Genomic DNA, 17,651 nt, shown 5'->3' with positions numbered 1-17,651 from the left:
AACATAAAACCTGTAAAATTTTTGTAAAGATTTGTTTTTTCATAATTTTTTCTTATAATTATTAAACTGAGAAAAAATATTTTATAATTTTGTTATACTGAAATTAAAAAGGAGATAAAATGGGTTTGATTTTGGCAATAGCCGCAGGTCTGATTACAGGGGTAGTTTTATTGTATCTCTTGGGTATAATAGTGGCACCTTACAATCCTGGTGAAATTAAAAACGATCATTTTGAATGCGGACTTCCGCCAAGCAGTGAAGTTCCAAACAAAGCCAATTTCAATTATTTTATTTTTGCGATTGCATTTATTGTTTTTGATATGGCTGGACTTTTCTTTTCTTTGTTTGTTTTTGCAGATAATAAAAATGCCTTAAATTGGGCCATGATATTTGGTGTATTGCTGTTTGCGGCTATTACTATCAGTATGAAGGAGTATAGAAATGCTAAAAGTGCTTGATTTCTTTAATTATGCAAGGAGTAAATCTCCTTGGATTGTCCATTTTTGTAGCGGCTGCTGCTCTCTTGAAATGTTGGCATCCATGGGGCCGAGATATGACTGGGAAAGATACGGATATATAATGACGCCGACTCCGAGACAGGCCGATATTATTTTTATTACAGGGCTTGTAAGCAAAAAAATTCTTCCGGCTCTTCTTAGAACATACGAGCAGATGCCGGAGCCCAGATATGTTGTGGCAATCGGTGCATGTGCGTTTGACGGGGGTCCTTATAATGATTCTCCATCGGTAATTAAAAATATGACCGAAATTCTGCCTGCAGATGTGTTTGTGGCGGGCTGTCCTCCAAAACCGGAAGCAATTATTGCCGGACTTGAAGAACTTAAAGAAAAAATAAAAAGAGGCGAGCCGAGTGCGTCAAGTCAGGGCGGTCTCTGGAAACAAATGAAATTTTAAGGGATGGCAATGGAGAAACTTAAAGATATTTTAAAAAATTATGAAAATGAATATATTGAAGATTACAAAAAAACATGGCTAAAAACAAAACTTAAAAATAAAGATGATTTGTTAAATGTTGTAAAAGCCCTTAAAGAAGAGGGGCTTAAAACCTGCTCAACCGTTTCACCTACCGATTTTATAGATGAAGATAAAATTGAGATGAATTATTTTTTGGAAGATTTAAAAAATAAAAGAAATGTATGGCTTAAAGTTGATTTACCAAGAGAGCTTGAAAAATGTGAAATTGATTCAATTACCCCTCTTTTTCCGAGTGCCGATTGGCATGAACTTGAGGCTTATTCGACTTTCGGAGTAAAATTTAAAAATCATCCGAATCTCAGGTATTTTTTAATTTCCCAGGATTTTTACGGAAAATTTCCTTTCAGAAAAGATTTTGACTGGGTTTCCCATGAAAAAAATTTAATAGAAAATATTAATATTATTACAAAAGATTTTTTTGATGATTTCGATGAAAATGAGCAAAAAATAGGGCATGAGAGCGCTCATACAATATTAAACTGGGGGCCTACGCATCCTGCAAGCGGGCCGATTAGGTTAAAAGTTACCACAAACGGGGAAATTATTGAAAAAATAGACCCAGACATAGGATATGTATGGAGAGCACTTGAAAATTTAGTTGAGAGAAAAGATTTTATAGGGGCTATTACAGCGGTTGAGAGAATCTGCTTTATGGACAATCCCAATCCTATGATTTGTTATTCCCAGGCGGTAGAAGAGATTGCTGGAAAAGAAATAACCCCTTTTGCCAAATTTATGAGGGTGATTTTAGGTGAAACAGGAAGAATTGCATCTCATTTACTTTCTGTCGGTGGATTTTTCGGAACAATGGGCCTTCAGACATTTTTAATGTGGACGCTTGATATCAGGGAATTTTTCCTTGATGTATTGGAAGATTACAGCGGGGCAAGAATCGCAACCGCAAGCGTTGAACCGGGGGGAGTGAGGTTTCCTTTAAGTGATTATAAAACATGGTTTGGGGAAATAGAAAAAGCAATTAAAAAATGGGAAAATGTTAAACCTGATATCGAAGATATTTTTATGAAAAATCCGCTTATGACCACACGGGCAAAAAATCTTGGAATGTTTACAAAAGATGATGTCGAAACTTATTATTTAGCAGGTCCTATAGCCAGAGCGAGCGGATATAAAACAGATGTAAGAATAGATGAACCTTATGCTGCTTATGGGGAGCTTGAAATAGATTATGTAACCTGTGAAAACGGTGATGCAAGAGACAGACTTTTTATAATCTATAAAGAAATAAACCAGGCTATTGATTTAATTAAACAGGCAATGAAAAAAATTGAAGCAGGTATTGAAGCGGGAGAAATGGACCCAATGAAAGATCATTTGGTAAGAATTCCAAAAAGACTTCCAAAAGGTGAGGCTGTTGCAAGAGTTGAATGGGCGAGAGGCGAAATGCTTATGCATTTAGTAACAGGTGAAAAAGCAACCAGCCCTTACAGACTTAAACTTAAAGCTCCGAGTGTAAACCATACAATGGTGCTTGATACATTGATTAGAGGAAAAACATTATCTGACATTCCGCTGCTTTACGGAAGTATGCATATATGTCAGGGCGATTTAGACAGATAAGGAGATAAAATGGGAATAGGTGAAATACTTTTTTATATTTTTGTGTTTCCTGGATTTATATTTTTACTTTGCTGGACTTTTTTTATTTTTTATTTTTCAAGAAAAGCTCTGGCTTATGTTCATAAAAGAGTGGGTCCTCATTTTAACGGGCCTGCCGGCAGCTTACAAACAGTATATGATGTGTTTAAACTTTTGGTAAAAGAAAGTGTTACTCCTAAAAGTGCTGATCCGTATCTTTTTAATATTATTCCCATAATTGCCCCTTTGGTGGCTGCACTTCCCGTGTTTTTAATTCCATGGAGTCCTTTGGTTAATAACGGGCATGGGATTATAGATACAAATTACGGAGTTTTGGGACTTGTTGTATTAATAGGGGTTGAACCGTTTTTACTGTTCCTTACAGGTTTTGGAAGTAATAACAAATATTCTCTTCTTGGAGGGATGAGAATACTTTCACAAATGTTGTCAATGGAATCGCCGTTTTTTCTTGCTTCACTCTCACCGGCAGTTCTTTTTGGAACTATGAATTTATATGAAATTATGGAAAGTAACACATGGCTTACTACATTGATTTTACTGCCGGGTGCGATTATTTATATTATAGCAATGCTTGGAATTCTTGAGCAGCCTCCTTTTAATATTCCGGATGCGGAACAGGAAATTGTTTACGGATTTTATACTGAATATTCCGGAACAAATTATATTTTGCTTAAATTTGCGGGATTTACCGAAATACTTGTTGTAAGTGCCAGTGCGGTGGTGCTTTTTTTCGGCGGATACAGAGGATTGGGGTTTGAGAGTTTTTGGTGGCTGTTTATTAAAATAGTTTTAATTGCCATTATGGTTGTTGCAATAAGAGCGTCAAATCCAAGACTCAGGCTTGATCAGATGTTAAAATTTACCTGGAGCTGGCTCACGCCTATGGCTATACTCAATTTGGTTTGGGTTACATTTGCAAGAATTTATATATTAGGAGCTTAAAATGTTATTCCAGATTAGCGAAAGAGTATTAAGGGTTTTAAAAGCAGTAACCGAGCCGAGAGAGGCCATTAAAGATGTGGTAAAAGAACCGGCTCACAAATCTTCCGTTTTCAGGGGAAGGCATGTTGTAAGATATGATATATGTACCGGATGCGATGCATGTAATAAAATTTGTCCTGTAGACGCTATTAAAATGAAACCGCTTCCTATTAAAAGACCGAATAAAGTACCGGAAGTAAATTTAGCTATTTGTATTTTTTGCGGTTTATGTGAAGATGTGTGCCCTACCAAACCTGAAAAAGCCATTAAACTTTCAGGCGGGGATATAGAAATGATAACTCAAAACGGAACACACGACACTCTTGAAAATTTCTGGGTAAGGGCTGACGTGCCGGAAGAGTGGATTGAAAAGAAGAAAAAAGAAGAAGAGGAAAAAGCAAGAAAAAAAGCTGAGATGCTGGCTAAAAAGAAGGCAGAAGCTGAAGCTAAAAAAAGAAGGCAGAAGCTGAAGCTAAAAAACAAGAGTCTGAAGCTCCAAAAGGAGAGGAAAAATGAGTATACTGATTTTATTTTTGGCATTAGTCCTTGCTGTTATGAGTCTAACACAAAAAAATACCGTGGGTGCCGTGATGTCATTTGTTACGATGATGTTTTTACTCGGTATATATTATATAGGAATGGGTGAAAAATTTTTAGGACTTTTCCAAATATTTGTATATACCGGGGGGATTGTTGTTTTAACACTTTTCGGTGTGACGGTTATAGGGGCTAAATTTCCTGAATTTAAAATTAGGCCGTGGGCTGTTGCGGTTGTTACGTTTGTTTTGATAGGGTTGGTGATAATTCCGTTTTTAATGCCTGAAATTTCAAATGCCGGCAAGCCTATACCTCTTGAAGAACAGGTAAAGGTGTTTACCGATTTTTATGCTGAAATAGCGATTTTTACAGGTGTAGTGGGAGCAAGCATATTATATGGAAGTATTAGAATGCTGTACACTCTAAAACATGAAAAGGAATAAAAATGGTTAATTTTTATATTGACGCTTTTTTTGCGCTTATGCTTTTTGGCGTAGGATTATACGGTGTTACAAGTAAAAGTGATTTTTTAAAAATATTTTTTTCTCTTGAAATGCTTTTAAATGCGGTAATTCTGCTTTTGGCAAGTGCGGCGTATCATTTTGGATTTACAAGATGTTTGGCCGTAGCTTATGTAATTATAGTTATTGCCACACTTGAAGCGGCAGCAGGTATTTTGATATTTATATTAAGTTCAAGGATGACAGGCGAAATAATACCTGATAACCTGGATAAGGCGGTGAGAGATGAATAATGCAGTAAACATTTTATTATACGCTCCGTTTATCGGTGCAGTATTGGCGTATGTTTTAGGTAAACTAAAACAGCCTCTGGCTTTTTGGGTAGCAGAAGTTACAGGTGCAATATTGTTTTTGGCAAGTATTGTTATATTTTTAACACATTCAGGCTCTCCTATAAATATTGATTATACATGGATTCATTACGGTGAAATTAATTTGCCTTTTGGAATTTATATAGACCATCTTTCCATTGTAATGCTTTTGATAGCGACCGGTCTTGGGTTTGCTGATATTCATTTTGCACATGATTATATGGGAAGTGATCCGGACCAACCGAGATATTACGCAAAAGTATTGTTTTTTATAGGCGGGATGATACTGCTTGTAATTACAAAAGATTTGATAGGCGCGTTTGTCGGCTGGGAATTTATGGGTCTTGCAAGTTATGCTTTAATCAGTTTCTGGTATTATAAAAAATCTGCTGCTAATGCAGGTATGCAAGCATTTTTATATACAAGATTTGGTGATATATTTATTTTAGCAGCAATTGGACTACTTTATTATTATGTAGGAACAGTTAATTTAGTAGAGCTAAATCATTTAGCAGATGCAGGAGAGATTAATAAAACAGTTGCGCTGGTTGCAGCTCTTTTTATTTTTATGGGTGCAATCGGTAAATCAGGGCAGTTTCCATTATATCCTTGGCTAATGAATGCAATGGAAGGTCCTACTACAGTTTCAGCTCTTATCCATGGTGCTACAATGGTTAACAGCGGTATTTATATAGTGGCAAGACTTTTTGATTTTTATGCTTATACAGATGCGTTATATGTTGTGGCAAATGTTGCCGCTCTTTCGGCATTTATAGGCTCAACTTCTGCTCTTGTACAAAAAGAGATTAAAAAAATACTCGCTTATTCAACAATGTCACATCTTTCAATTGCTTTTGTAGGCCTTGGAGTCGGAAGTTTGGCTGCCGGAATGATGCATTTGGTAAATCATGCTATTTTTAAAGCGTTATTGTTCTTAAGTGCAGGTGCTATTATATATATTTCCCATCACACAAAAGATGCATGGAAACTGGGGGGATTAGTAAAAAAAGCTCCTTATATAGCCTTGTTTATGGCCATGGGCTCACTTTCTTTGGCGGGGGTTCCTCCGTTTAGCGGATTTTTTTCAAAAGAAATGGTTGTAACGGCAGCATGGCTTCACGGAAATGAATTTACTAAAATTTTTGTAACAATAGCGGCGCTTCTTTCAATCGCTTATATTACAAGACTTTGGATTTTGGTTTTCTTGGGAGAACCGAGAAATGAAGATATAGCGGGAAGCGTACATAAACCAAGTAATTTGTGGATTAGACTGCCTCTTGGAATATTGGCTTTTATAACACTTATTATTGCTATTTGGCAAAGTAATATAGTACATTATATTACAGGAGAAGCTGGTGTAGAAGAGCATATAGCCTGGCTTGGTATATTTATGCTTACAACTATGTTTGTTATTTTCTTAATTGTTGTGGGGCTTTATGTAAAAGGACTGAACTTACTTTATAAAATAGGGTCCCACCATTTTGTGCAGACAATTCATCAAATTCTATTCAACGGTTATTATGTGGAGGCGATGATTACCTGGGTTAGCAAAAATATAATAGTAAATGCCCTTGCGGCATCTGCAAGATGGTTTGACACTTATGTTGTCGATTATATTGTTGACGGGAGCGTCCCTACAAGTTACAGAATTTATAAAATCTTCAGAATAGGGCATACTGGTAAAATAGGAACATATATGGGACAAATGGTTATCGGTGTTGCAATTATTGTATTGGCAATCTTAATAATTGTAAAGGGTCTGTGATGGTAGCGGTAGATATTATTTTTGCGCCGATATTTTTATCGGTATTAGTTTATTATTTGACAAAATCAACTCCACAATATACAAAATATATAGCACTCGGCTGGTTTATTGTGGAATTTTTTATTGCGTTTAGCTGGTATAAAGATTTGCCTCAGGTTGGATTTTTGGAGCTTGGAAATTATTTAAACGTTCCTCAGTTTGGGTTTGATTTGACACTTAGGGTTGATGCTTTGAGTATTGCAATGCTGCTTTTAACATCAGCTTTATTGATTCTTGTTGTATTTACGTCCTGGGAAGAAAAAAACCAAGCGGCATATTTTAGTTTGCTCATTATGTTCAGCGGTCCTATTTTCGGTGTTTTTATGACCACTAATGTATTATGGTTTTTTATTTTCTGGGAATTGACTTTGGTTCCGATGTATTTTCTTGTAGGAATTTGGGGAGGAGAAAAAAGAATATATGCTGCAATAAAATTTTTCCTCTTTACACACGTTTTTGCAATGTTTATGTTTGTAGGATTTTTTCTTTTATTCAAACAGACAGGATACTGGGATTTAACATTAATCAAAGAGGCGGCACTTACTACACCAGCACTTATATGGTGGCTGATGTTTTTAGGATTTGCAGCGAAGCTGCCCGTGTTTCCACTTCATACGTGGCTTCCTGTCGCACACGTAGAAGCGCCTAGTTCAATTTCTGTATTATTGGCAGGAGTTTTACTTAAAATGGGTGCTTACGGGCTTATCAGATTTACTGTTGAGCTTATGCCTGCAGCTACAAAAGAGTTTGCTATTTGGATGGTAATTATAGGGCTTACAACAACACTTTTTGCAGGTATGCTTGCCATATTTGAAAGACATATTAAAAGAATGGTTGCTTATTCTTCAATATCACATATGGGTCTTGTTGTGGTTGCTGTTTCTACTATGACATATGACGGGCTTAGTGCGGCTTTATATGAAATGATAGGGCATGCTCTTGTTATATCACCATTGTTTTTAATTGCAGGATGGTTGCATCATAAAACACATACTTGGTATATGGATGAAATGGGAGGTATTATGAAATATGCGCCATATGCTTCCGCAATATTTATTTTAGCCGGTATGGCAGCTTTAGGACTTCCAGGAACAATGGGATTTGTAGGTGAACTTACAATTATAGTTTCCGCTATTAAAGCCTATGGCTGGTGGATAGCAATAATTGCTTTGGGAAGTTTGATAAGTGCCGGTTATATAATTTGGGCTGTAAGACGTTCGATTCACGGCGAAGCATCAGACACGGTAATAAAATCCGATTTTTCAATGACTATTGCAGAAAAATTTGCTTTGGCAGTTTTTGCCGTTTTAATTGTTTATTTTGGAATAAATCCACAGCCTATTTTTGATTTGGCAAATCAAGCATTCGGCTTTCTTGGAGGTATGTAATGAGTTTTATAATTTTAATTGCAGCGGGATTATTGGTACCAGTGTTTTATAAAAGTAATATATTTATCGCTAAACTGATTGCAGTTTTGGCATTTATAGCATCTGCTTATTTTGTTTATACCAATCAAAGTTTAAGCAGTGTTTTTCCATTGTTTGTCACCGACAGTGCCACAAAATTGATTGAATATGTTTTACTTGCGACACTTGCGGCCGTGTCTCTTTCACTTACAGGGTTTGAAAGGCCGCTAATAGCACAAATGCTTTTTATAGCAGGTCTTTCACTCGCAATACTCGAAACAGATAATTTTTTTGTATTTATTGTTTTGTTTGAGTCTATTGCGATAGTTTCTTATATTTTAGTTGCAAATATAAGAAATTTTTACAATGCGGAAGGTGCGGTTAAAGCATTTATAGCAGGTGCAGTAGCAAGTGGTATTATTTTACTGGGATTTGCGTTTTTCTCTTTTACAACAGAGAGTTTTACATATTCTCAAATGAGTGTAAACGGTAAATTTACATTAATTGCCGTAGCTATAATGCTTGCAGGTGTATTTTACAAACTTACAATTGTACCGATGCATGCGTGGGCTGCCGATACATATTCCCAGGTTAATCATGCAGCCGCTGCTATACTAAGCGGTGTTATTAAAAGTGTAATGTTAATAGCTATTTTTAAGGCATTTTATAAATTTATGATTGCTTATCCGTTGGCGACAGTATTGATTTTTAGTTTTTTTGCGATTATTACTATGACGCTTGCCAATTTTATGGCTTTGTGGCAAAAAAGAATTTCAAAAATATTGGCTTATTCTTCCATCGCGCACAGCGGTTATGCCCTTATTCCTTTTGCCGCAGCGGCAAGCGTTTATTCATATGCAGGAGTGCTTTATTATGCAATAGCATATATTTTTATGCAGACAAGCGTATTTTTGATTTTAAATGATTTAAGAAGAGAAGGGGGAGTTAAATTCCTTGAGGATATAAAAGGTTTGGGTATAAAAGCCCCTGTTCATGCATTTTTATTTACTGTCCAGCTGTTTTCGCTTGCGGGAATTCCTCTTTTGGCAGGCTTTATGAGTAAAGCTGTCGCATTTTATTCCGGAGTTGACGCTGGTCTTTGGCCTATAGTGTTGATAGCTGTTCTTAATTCCGCTTTGGCAGTTGCTTATTATGCATGGATTGTTAAACATATCTATTTTGACAAACCTGTAAATAATGTTAAATTATCGATAACACCTGGCAGCTTGATAGGTCAGTTAATACTGTTGGCCGGTACAATTTATTTTGGGATTTTTGCTTCAGGCGTATTTAATGCTACAATTTCAATGTAATTCCATTTTAAGGAAATATATTGAAATTTTTTCTTTTTTTATTTTCTTTTATTTATTTGTTTTCTTTGGAAATTAACATTGATTATTTTAAAAATAAACAAAAATATGAAATACTGACTTTATATAACGATAAACCGTTTGTCTGCAAAAAAAATGTTAAAAAAATAATTTGTGAATTTAACGATATCCCTTCAACACCTGTATTTAAAACAAATTCTGTTTTTTTTAATATTATCCCAAAATTTCAAAATAAAAAATTTTTTTTAATAATTAAAATAAAAAGATTTTATCAGTTAAAAAATTTTAATGAACATTTGTATAAGAATTCTTTAATAAATCCTTTTAAAATGCAAAAAACAAAAAAATGGGTTGTAATAGCAAGTGATAAAAAATTATATGAGCCAAAAATTAACGGGTTGAAATTTTATTTTACAGATTCTCCTAAACCCTTTATAGGGGCGATAGATGAAAACGGCAATCCAATTAATGAAGAGAGCGGGGATGTTTTAAAATATTTTGAAATTTTAAGCGCTTATAAACATCACAGAGATGTAGCGGCGGAAATTGACAGTTTTGTTAAAACTTATCCAAACTCGATTTTTTTACCGGATATTTTATTTTTAAAACTTAAAATTTTAGATGCTCAAAATGATGCAAGTGACGTTATCAGTTTTGGTAAGGAATGGATCAAAAGATTTGCATTTGACGACAATCTTCCGAAAGTTTTACTGTTAATGGCAAAAAATTATTCTAAAATCGGTTTTATGAGCGATGCAAGTTATCTTTTTCAAAGAATAATAAATGAATATCCAAACACAAAAGAAGCGTATAAGGCTATGATTTATTTGGCCGACCAGTTATATATGATGGGTGATGATAAAAAAGCTTTTAAATTTTATGAAAAAGCTTTATATTCAACTAATGATATTGAAATAGCTTCTCTTGCCGCTTCAAGGCTTGCCCAAAGATATATGGACAAGGGGAATATAAAAAAGGCAATTGAATATTATGAAAAAATATACAAGGCAAAAAAATATTATCTTTTAAAAGACACTCAAAAAGCTTATGAACTTGCAAAACTGCTTGCGGGCCACAATGCGTATAAACTTGCCGTCAATATAGGGGAAGATTTAATAAAAAAACTTAAAAAATTGGATGATTTGTATGAACCTCTCGAATACAATCTGGCAAACTGGTATTATGAACTTGGAAATTATGAAAAGGCGCTTTACTGGATAGAAAGATATTTAAATGAATTTCCGTACGGGGATTATTCTGATGCAATGAGTGCGTTGAGGGATAAAGTTATTTTTCAGGTTCCGGAAAAAAACCTGACAAAACAGCTGCAAATAATTGATGAAATTCTTAAAAAATATAAAGGGGACACAGCGTATAAAGCATTATATAAAAAAGTAATGATTCTTTATAAGCTCAAAAAATATGATGAAATTTTAAAACTTGAAAATAAAATTAAAGAAATCCCAGATAAAATTTTTAAAAACAAAAAAGAGTTTTTAAATAAATTTTATAAGAAATATATCATTTATCTGCTTAAAAATAAAAAATGTTTTAAAGCTATTAATTTAATTAAAGCTAAAAAGATTGTTTTAGATAAAAAATATGACGAAAACGTTTATAAATGCGCAATTGAAACCAAAACCTACGATATAGCGTCTGTGGTTTGCAATAAATATTTAGACTCACCAGATGATAAAATTTTTATTAAATGGATGAAAAGAAAAATAACGGCACTTGAAGGTCTCAGGGATTATAAAAATTTAGTTTTAGCAGTTGATGATTTGTGTAATATAATGAAAAAAGGATGTTATGAATATAAACTTAAAAAATTCTTTGCCCTTTGGAAATTAGATAGATTTAATGAAGCATTAAAACTTGCAAAAGAGCTGGATAAAACAAAAGACATAAGAAATACAGACGCATTTATAAAAATAGTAAACCGGGCACTAAAAAACAGTGATAATCTTTTAGCAGCAACATATGCTAAAAAAATTATTGATTTACAGGATTATTTTAAGGCGTACTCATATTCCCCTTTTGTGGAATTTACATATGCTAAATATTCACAAAATAAAAAAGAAGCTATTAAAGTTTTAAAAAGTCTTTTAAACAGAATAAGCGGAGAAGATAAGGCAAGGGCTTATTTTATGTTAGCAAACTTAACAAAAAATAAAAAATATATAGATAAATGCCTTAAAGTTAAAAATTCAAAACGTAAAATGAAAATTTAAAAATTATATTTTTTTAGTATTAAATTTTCTAATTTATCAAGAGGTGTCGAAATTTTATTTGGAAACTGGGTTTTGTTGAAAATCTGCTGTCTTTTTGCAAGTCTTGCAGTGTTTGTAACTATTTTTTCAAAAAGGGTGTTTTTATCATAAATCCCGTTAAAATAATCAAGTACCTCTTTTATTCCTATGGCTTTTAATGCCGGAAGTCTTCTGTCGCGGTATTTATACTCAAGATACGCTATTTCGTCAATAAGACCCATTTCAAACATCTTTTTGGTTCTTAGTTTTATTCTTTCTCTAAGTGTTTTTCTATCAATCTCAATTTCAAAAATGGGTAAATTTTTAATTACAGGTTTTGGAGGGTTTTGTTTAAAATATTCTGTGGGCGCTAAATTTGTAGCAAGATAAATTTCTATTCCTTTTTGGGTTCTGTAAGAATCGTTTTTTGAAATTTTATCTGTGTAAACAGGGTCTATTTTTTTTAGAAATTCATAATTTAGTTTTTTTGCTTCTTTTTTTATTTCTTCACTGATTTGGGGCATTTTTGAAATTCCGCTAATCATGGCCTTTAAATAAAAACTGGTCCCCCCCACAATTATTATATTTGTGTGTGGGATTTTTTTATATATTTCTGTAAATTTTGTTACGTCGAATTTTTCGTTTGGATATATTTCGTTTATTCCGTAATGTTTAATTTCGTTTAATTCAACCCTGCTCGGTTTTGCCGAAGCAATGTTAATTTCTTTATATATGCTTAAACTGTCGAGAGAAAGAATTTCATAATTTAATTTTTTTGCTAAGCTTATTGCCAAATTGCTTTTTCCTGAAGCTGTAGGCCCTATAATGGCAAACAAATTTATCCTTTTTTGCTACAATTATACAATAATTAAAGGTGAGTAGTGAGTTGTGAGTTGTGAGTTGTGAGTTGTGAGCTTGCCCGGCCGCTTGCAAAGCGGCGGGGTTGTGAGTTGTGAAGTGGAGGAGAAATGATAAAAAAATATATGGAATTGGTTAAATTTCAGCATACAATTTTCAGTATTCCTTTTATATTAATTGCCATGGTAGTGGCTGCCAACGGGTGGTTTGGATGGAAACTGCTGATTTTAGCGATTATAGCCGCTGCAAGTGCAAGAAATTTCGCCATGGCTTATAACAGATATGTAGACAGGGATATTGATGCAAAAAATCCAAGAACTGCAAGCAGACCTTCTGTTACGGGTGAAGTAAAAGAAAAAGAGATGCTTTTATTTATCGGAATAAATGCTTTTGTTTTTGTAATTGCCGCATATTTGATAAATTCCCTTGCTTTTAAATTATCAGTTCCTGTTTTATTTATTTTGGCGGGATATTCACATTTTAAAAGATTTAGTGAATTAGCGCATCTGATTTTGGGAATTTCTTTAGGATTAGCTCCTATTGCCGGGGCTGTTGCCGTTAGCGGTTCAATTCCCTGCTGGAGTGTTTTTTTGGCAATTGGTGTAATGTTTTGGGTGGCGGGATTTGATGTTTTATATTCACTGCAGGATATAGAGTTTGACAAAAAAGAGCATCTGCATTCAATTCCAGCATTAGTAGGTGAAAGAGGGGCTCTTTTTATATCCAGAATGTTTCATATTTTTACGGTAATTTTTTGGGTTTTGTTTGCCGCTTATGCCCACCTCGGTTTTTTTGGATGGGTAGGAATTTTTATTTCAGCCGGTATGCTTTATTATGAACAAATGTTAGTAAATAGGGATTTTAAAAATATTCCAAAGGCTTTTTTTGATGTAAACGGATATTTGGGAATAATTTTTTTAATTTTTATTATTTTGGACAAGGTATAATTAGTGAGTGGTGAGTAGTGAGTGGTGAGTGGTGAGTAGTGAGTGGTGAAAGAATAATGGAGAATGATAATGGCAGATAAGATTAGACTGATATCGGTAATTGTTGAATTTGAATTTGATGAATATGCTGACGAACTTCAAAAAGAGTTTGATATGCTTGGAAGTGAAAGCGACGACCCCATAGGACAGTATGTAAAGCTTGCAAAAGCAAGGGGGGAGACAAAAGACACCGATCCGGTTTTGCTTGAACTGTTGATAGCACTTCACAGAAAAGTGGACGAATTAAGCGCTATTGTTAAAAATGAAGAAAAAAATTTTATAAAATTAAAAAATAAAACCGAAATTACTGAAATAGGTTTTGGCCATTTTAAAATAAAAAACAATTTATTCGAAAAAAATAAAAAATATTACGGCAGAATGAAACTTCCTGTTTTTCCTCCGAGGATTGTGCCTGTTATTTTTAAAGGTGCTGATAAAAATATTGCAAAAATTAAATTTATGCATGAAAGAGATGAAAAAGATTATAATGCCTATATAATGGCGAGGGAAAGGGCGATGATAAGACAGATGAAGGCTGAAAATGGATAAAATAACGTTGATAATGTTTATAGGGCTTAGCGGATTTATGCTTTTTTTATTTTTTTATATAATAAACAGAGACAAAGTAAATGAAAGTAAATTCGGGGCAATGGAATTAATGCTGGAGGATTTGAATCAGGAGGTTTTCAAATTAAAAAAAGAGATAAAAAATATCAAAGGTGACAATGATTTAGAGAATTTGGAAAATATAATAGATGAAATGCTTACAAATCTTAAGTCAATGGAAAAAAAATATTTGACAAAACTTCAGGAACTGGAAGAAAAAATTTCTGTTGTCGAATGTAAAAATAAAAAGAAAGTTTTTGATTTTAGCAATGTAAACACGCAGGATGAAGAAAGAATACGTTCGCTATATAAAAACGGTTATTCCATAGAAGAAATAAGCAGAGAACTCAGAATTCCCGCCGGGGAAGTGGAGCTTGTATTAAAATTTTCAAATTTTGGCTGATTTAAACTTAAATAAAACTTAATTTAAGGTTTTTTTAAGGTTTGTAGTTTAAAATTCTACACCAAAAAATTCACAAAAGGTGTGATAATGAAATTTACAAAATCAATTAGAGAAGAAGATGTTAAAAGAGATTGGATATTAATAGATGCTAAAGATAAAATTTTTGGTAGGGTTCTTACAGAAATAGCCACATACTTAAGGGGAAAACATAAACCTTTTTATACACCTCATGTAGATTGCGGTGATTTTGTTGTGGTTATTAATGCAGATAAGGTAAAATTTTCTTCAAATAAAAAACTTGGAGACAAATATTATAAACATACGGGATATTTCGGAAGCGTAAAAGAGGAAACAGTTGAAAAACTTCTAAAAAACAATCCTGAAAAATTATTTAAATTAGCTACAAGAGGAATGCTTCCAAAAACAAAACTTGGAAGAAAAATGCTTAAAAAACTTAAAGTTTATGCAGGTGAAAATCATCCTCATACAGCTCAAATAAAGGGTAACTAATGAAAATGCACGGAAAAATTTATTCAACAGGAAAAAGAAAAGGATCAGTGGCTAAAATTTGGATAAAAGCCGGAAGCGGTAATATTACAATAAACGGTAAAACATTAGATGAATTTTTAGGCGGAAGAGAAGCTCTTAAACTCAGGGTTAAATGGCCTTTAATGCTTACAAAACAGGAAACTTCTGTAGATGTGGAAGCAAAAGTTTTTGGCGGTGGTTTTGCTGCTCAGGCTGATGCACTTAAGCATGGTATTTCAAAGGCTTTAGTTGAATATGCGCCTGAATTCAGAGCTGTTTTAAAACCTGAAGGTTTACTTACAAGAGATGCGAGAAAAGTTGAAAGAAAAAAATACGGGAAAAAGAAAGCAAGAAAATCTCCACAATTCTCAAAAAGATAAGTTTTTCTTTTTTCTTTTTATTATTTAATAATAGTGACAGACACAATATTAAATTTTTATAAATAATATATTAAAAATTTTCCATTCTTGATTTTTGCATTTTTCATTTTAAAGAGGGGATTTTATGAAAATATCATTAGTATTAAGTGGTGGTGGTGCGAGAGGATATACCCATATTGGTGTTATTAAAGAATTAAAAAAGTACGGTTTTGAAATAATATCTATTTCCGGTACTTCAATGGGGGCGTTAATAGGGGCTCTTGAGGCGTGTAACAAACTTGAAGTGTATGAAAATTGGGTAAAAAATCTTGATGTTTTGGATATGGTAAAATTTTTAAACAATCCTCTGGCAAAAAACGGCTGGCTAAACGGGGATAAAATATTTAATAAAATAAAAGAACTGGTAGGTGATTATAAAATAGAAGATTTGCCAGTTAAATTTACGGCTGTTGCAACAGATTTGAACAAAAAAAAAGAAGTCTGGTTTCAAAAAGGACCTTTGTGGGAAGCAGTTAAAGCTTCAGCTTCTATTCCCGGAATTTTTCAGCCGGTTAAATTAAACAAAATGCTTTTGGTTGATGGAGGAGTTCTCAATATAATGCCAATAGCCCCTGTTATGAGCGATATGAGTGATTTAATAATTGCTGTTAATTTATATGGAAATGATAAAGAAATAAAAATAAGATTATCTAAAGAAGTTAGAAAAAAACAGAATTTAATGGAAGAGATCTGGTACAAAATTTTTAAAGAAAAACAAGACCCCGTGAATCAGTCAATTGATTTAATGATGGATACTATATTTAGATACAGAAGAGCCGAATACAGCGCGGATATTGAAATAGAAATACCGGAAAATATAGCGAAATGGTATGAATTTCACCGGGCAATAGAACTCATTAAAATAGGTGAAGAATTTACAAAAGATGCCATAAACAGTGCAAAAAAGAAGGGAATAATAAAAGGTGAAAATAGTGAAAGTGTGAAACAGTTAAAATGGTGAATAAGAAATGAAAATTAATGATATAATTTCAAAAAAAGGAGAAAAAGTGGAAAAAATTCATACTTCAAATGCTCCTGAAGCAATAGGTCCATATTCTCAGGCTATTAAGTGCGGGAATATAATTTTTACTTCAGGACAGATTGCTCTAACTCCGAGCGGAGAATTTTTAAATTCTGATATAAAAACACAAACAAAACAGGTTTGCGAAAATTTAAAAGCTGTGCTAAATGCAGCGGGGGCAAAAATAGAAAATGTGGTAAAAACAACAATATTTTTAAGCGATATAAATGATTTTACCTCAATGAATGAAATTTATGGTGAATATTTTTTACATAAACCTGCGCGCAGTACCGTTGCGGTAAAAGAGTTGCCAAAAGGTGCAAAAGTGGAAATAGAGTGTGTGGCAATTGTGAATTGTAAATTATAAATTGTGAATTTAACATTTATAACTAACCTTAAATTTTACTTAATTTAAGGTTAGTTTAAGGAAAAATGTGTAATATTTCACACTAAAAAAGAAAAAAGGAAGCATATGTATGCGGTTATCAGACACGGCGGTAAACAATATAAAGTAAAAGTAGGTGATGTACTTGAACTTGACAGAATTGAAGCAGAGCCAAAAAGTGATATTGAAATTAATGAAGTTTTATTAGTAAAAAGCGATGATACAAAAATCGGTACTCCTGTGGTGGAAGGAGCAAAAGTAGTTGCTGAAGTTATTAATCACGCAAGAGGAAAAAAAGTTATAATCTTCAAAAAAAGAAGAAGAAAAGACTCTAAGAAAAAAAGAGGATTTAGAAGAGATTTTACAAGAGTTAAAATTAAAGAAATTAAAGCATAATTTAAGGAGATACAATGGCACATAAGAAAGGGCAAGGTTCTACACAGAATAACAGAGATTCTGCCGGTAGAAGGTTAGGCGTTAAAAAATTTGGTGGAGAATTTGTAAGAGCCGGGAATATTATTATCAGACAAAGAGGAACAAAAGTTCATCCCGGAAACAATGTCGGACTTGGAAAAGATCATACTATTTTCGCATTAATAGACGGATTTGTAAAATTTGAAATTAAAGATAAAAACAGAAAAAAAGTTTCAGTTTATCCTGCAAAATAAACTTCTAAAAGGCTTTGCCTTTTT

Annotated in this window: 21 protein-coding genes; 20 read left to right on the top strand and 1 reads right to left on the bottom strand. The window is 33.3% G+C overall.

Features of this window, described 5'->3' with window-relative positions; translation table 11 throughout:
• Window positions 1-119: 119 nt before the first annotated feature.
• From DZ64_RS0103360 to DZ64_RS0103310, 11 genes are read left to right on the top strand one after another with little or no spacing between them, the layout of a single operon-like run.
• On the top strand, window positions 120-458 hold the full coding sequence (locus DZ64_RS0103360) for an NADH-quinone oxidoreductase subunit A (protein WP_024787223.1): 339 nt from the start codon (window positions 120-122) through the stop codon (window positions 456-458).
• A complete protein-coding gene (locus tag DZ64_RS0103355; protein WP_024789428.1) occupies window positions 442-915 on the top strand; it encodes an NADH-quinone oxidoreductase subunit B in 474 nt (157 codons plus the stop codon). The genes DZ64_RS0103360 and DZ64_RS0103355 overlap by 17 nt, the downstream gene beginning before the upstream one ends.
• Before the next feature lie 9 nt (window positions 916-924).
• Window positions 925-2,574 carry an NADH-quinone oxidoreductase subunit C gene (locus tag DZ64_RS0103350; protein ID WP_024789427.1) on the top strand — a complete coding sequence of 550 codons (1,650 nt, stop codon included), beginning with the start codon at window positions 925-927 and terminating at the stop codon, window positions 2,572-2,574.
• 9 nt (window positions 2,575-2,583) lie between these two features.
• The gene (locus tag DZ64_RS0103345) at window positions 2,584-3,555 is read left to right on the top strand and encodes a complex I subunit 1 family protein (protein WP_024789426.1); all 972 of its coding nucleotides are present in this window, start codon (window positions 2,584-2,586) and stop codon (window positions 3,553-3,555) included.
• 1 nt (window position 3,556) lies between these two features.
• The gene (locus DZ64_RS10560; RefSeq protein ID WP_024789425.1) at window positions 3,557-4,240 is read left to right on the top strand and encodes a 4Fe-4S binding protein; all 684 of its coding nucleotides are present in this window, start codon (window positions 3,557-3,559) and stop codon (window positions 4,238-4,240) included.
• Window positions 4,185-4,574 (top strand): NADH-quinone oxidoreductase subunit J, encoded by a 390-nt coding sequence (locus tag DZ64_RS0103335; RefSeq protein ID WP_236618640.1) that lies wholly within the window; start codon window positions 4,185-4,187, stop codon window positions 4,572-4,574. Before DZ64_RS10560 ends, DZ64_RS0103335 begins: the two co-directional genes overlap by 56 nt.
• A 2-nt stretch (window positions 4,575-4,576) precedes the next feature.
• The gene (locus DZ64_RS0103330) at window positions 4,577-4,885 is read left to right on the top strand and encodes an NADH-quinone oxidoreductase subunit K (protein ID WP_024789423.1); all 309 of its coding nucleotides are present in this window, start codon (window positions 4,577-4,579) and stop codon (window positions 4,883-4,885) included.
• Entirely contained in the window at window positions 4,878-6,728 is a 1,851-nt protein-coding gene (locus DZ64_RS0103325) for an NADH-quinone oxidoreductase subunit L (protein ID WP_024789422.1), read from the top strand. Before DZ64_RS0103330 ends, DZ64_RS0103325 begins: the two co-directional genes overlap by 8 nt.
• Complete coding sequence (locus DZ64_RS0103320; RefSeq protein WP_024789421.1) at window positions 6,728-8,155, top strand: NuoM family protein; 1,428 nt, start codon at window positions 6,728-6,730, stop codon at window positions 8,153-8,155. The genes DZ64_RS0103325 and DZ64_RS0103320 overlap by 1 nt, the downstream gene beginning before the upstream one ends.
• Window positions 8,155-9,486 carry an NADH-quinone oxidoreductase subunit N gene (locus DZ64_RS0103315; protein ID WP_024789420.1) on the top strand — a complete coding sequence of 444 codons (1,332 nt, stop codon included), beginning with the start codon at window positions 8,155-8,157 and terminating at the stop codon, window positions 9,484-9,486. Before DZ64_RS0103320 ends, DZ64_RS0103315 begins: the two co-directional genes overlap by 1 nt.
• A gap of 20 nt (window positions 9,487-9,506) precedes the next feature.
• Window positions 9,507-11,735 (top strand): hypothetical protein, encoded by a 2,229-nt coding sequence (locus DZ64_RS0103310; RefSeq protein ID WP_024789419.1) that lies wholly within the window; start codon window positions 9,507-9,509, stop codon window positions 11,733-11,735.
• Here DZ64_RS0103310 and miaA read toward each other — a convergent pair.
• A complete protein-coding gene (gene miaA / locus DZ64_RS0103305) occupies window positions 11,732-12,589 on the bottom strand; it encodes a tRNA (adenosine(37)-N6)-dimethylallyltransferase MiaA (RefSeq protein WP_024789418.1) in 858 nt (285 codons plus the stop codon). The genes DZ64_RS0103310 and miaA overlap by 4 nt on opposite strands.
• 132 nt (window positions 12,590-12,721) lie before the next feature.
• Here miaA and mqnP point away from each other — a divergent pair, with 132 nt between their 5' ends.
• From mqnP to rpmA, 9 genes are all read left to right on the top strand, one after another.
• Window positions 12,722-13,558, top strand: coding sequence for a menaquinone biosynthesis prenyltransferase MqnP (gene mqnP / locus DZ64_RS0103300; protein WP_035003081.1), 837 nt, complete (start codon window positions 12,722-12,724; stop codon window positions 13,556-13,558).
• Window positions 13,559-13,627: 69 nt separating this feature from the next.
• On the top strand, window positions 13,628-14,146 hold the full coding sequence (locus DZ64_RS0103295; protein ID WP_035003080.1) for a hypothetical protein: 519 nt from the start codon (window positions 13,628-13,630) through the stop codon (window positions 14,144-14,146).
• Window positions 14,139-14,606, top strand: a complete 468-nt coding sequence (locus DZ64_RS0103290) for a hypothetical protein (protein WP_024789415.1) — start codon at window positions 14,139-14,141, stop codon at window positions 14,604-14,606. The genes DZ64_RS0103295 and DZ64_RS0103290 overlap by 8 nt, the downstream gene beginning before the upstream one ends.
• Before the next feature lie 87 nt (window positions 14,607-14,693).
• Window positions 14,694-15,116 (top strand): 50S ribosomal protein L13, encoded by a 423-nt coding sequence (gene rplM, locus DZ64_RS0103285; protein ID WP_024787209.1) that lies wholly within the window; start codon window positions 14,694-14,696, stop codon window positions 15,114-15,116.
• A gap of 5 nt (window positions 15,117-15,121) precedes the next feature.
• The gene (gene rpsI, locus DZ64_RS0103280; RefSeq protein ID WP_024789414.1) at window positions 15,122-15,514 is read left to right on the top strand and encodes a 30S ribosomal protein S9; all 393 of its coding nucleotides are present in this window, start codon (window positions 15,122-15,124) and stop codon (window positions 15,512-15,514) included.
• Between the two features lie 124 nt (window positions 15,515-15,638).
• Complete coding sequence (locus DZ64_RS0103275) at window positions 15,639-16,514, top strand: patatin-like phospholipase family protein (protein WP_024789413.1); 876 nt, start codon at window positions 15,639-15,641, stop codon at window positions 16,512-16,514.
• Between the two features lie 7 nt (window positions 16,515-16,521).
• On the top strand, window positions 16,522-16,941 hold the full coding sequence (locus DZ64_RS0103270; protein WP_236618639.1) for a RidA family protein: 420 nt from the start codon (window positions 16,522-16,524) through the stop codon (window positions 16,939-16,941).
• 105 nt (window positions 16,942-17,046) lie between these two features.
• A complete protein-coding gene (gene rplU, locus DZ64_RS0103265) occupies window positions 17,047-17,355 on the top strand; it encodes a 50S ribosomal protein L21 (RefSeq protein ID WP_024789411.1) in 309 nt (102 codons plus the stop codon).
• A gap of 14 nt (window positions 17,356-17,369) precedes the next feature.
• Window positions 17,370-17,627, top strand: a complete 258-nt coding sequence (rpmA, locus tag DZ64_RS0103260) for a 50S ribosomal protein L27 (protein ID WP_024787205.1) — start codon at window positions 17,370-17,372, stop codon at window positions 17,625-17,627.
• The last annotated feature ends 24 nt before the right edge of the window (window positions 17,628-17,651 follow it).

This window comes from Lebetimonas sp. JH292 (assembly GCF_000523275.1).
Lineage (GTDB): Bacteria > Campylobacterota > Campylobacteria > Campylobacterales > Nautiliaceae > Lebetimonas.
Note: the sequence above shows the minus strand (reverse complement) of the source record. Positions and strands in the feature narration are given on the sequence as shown.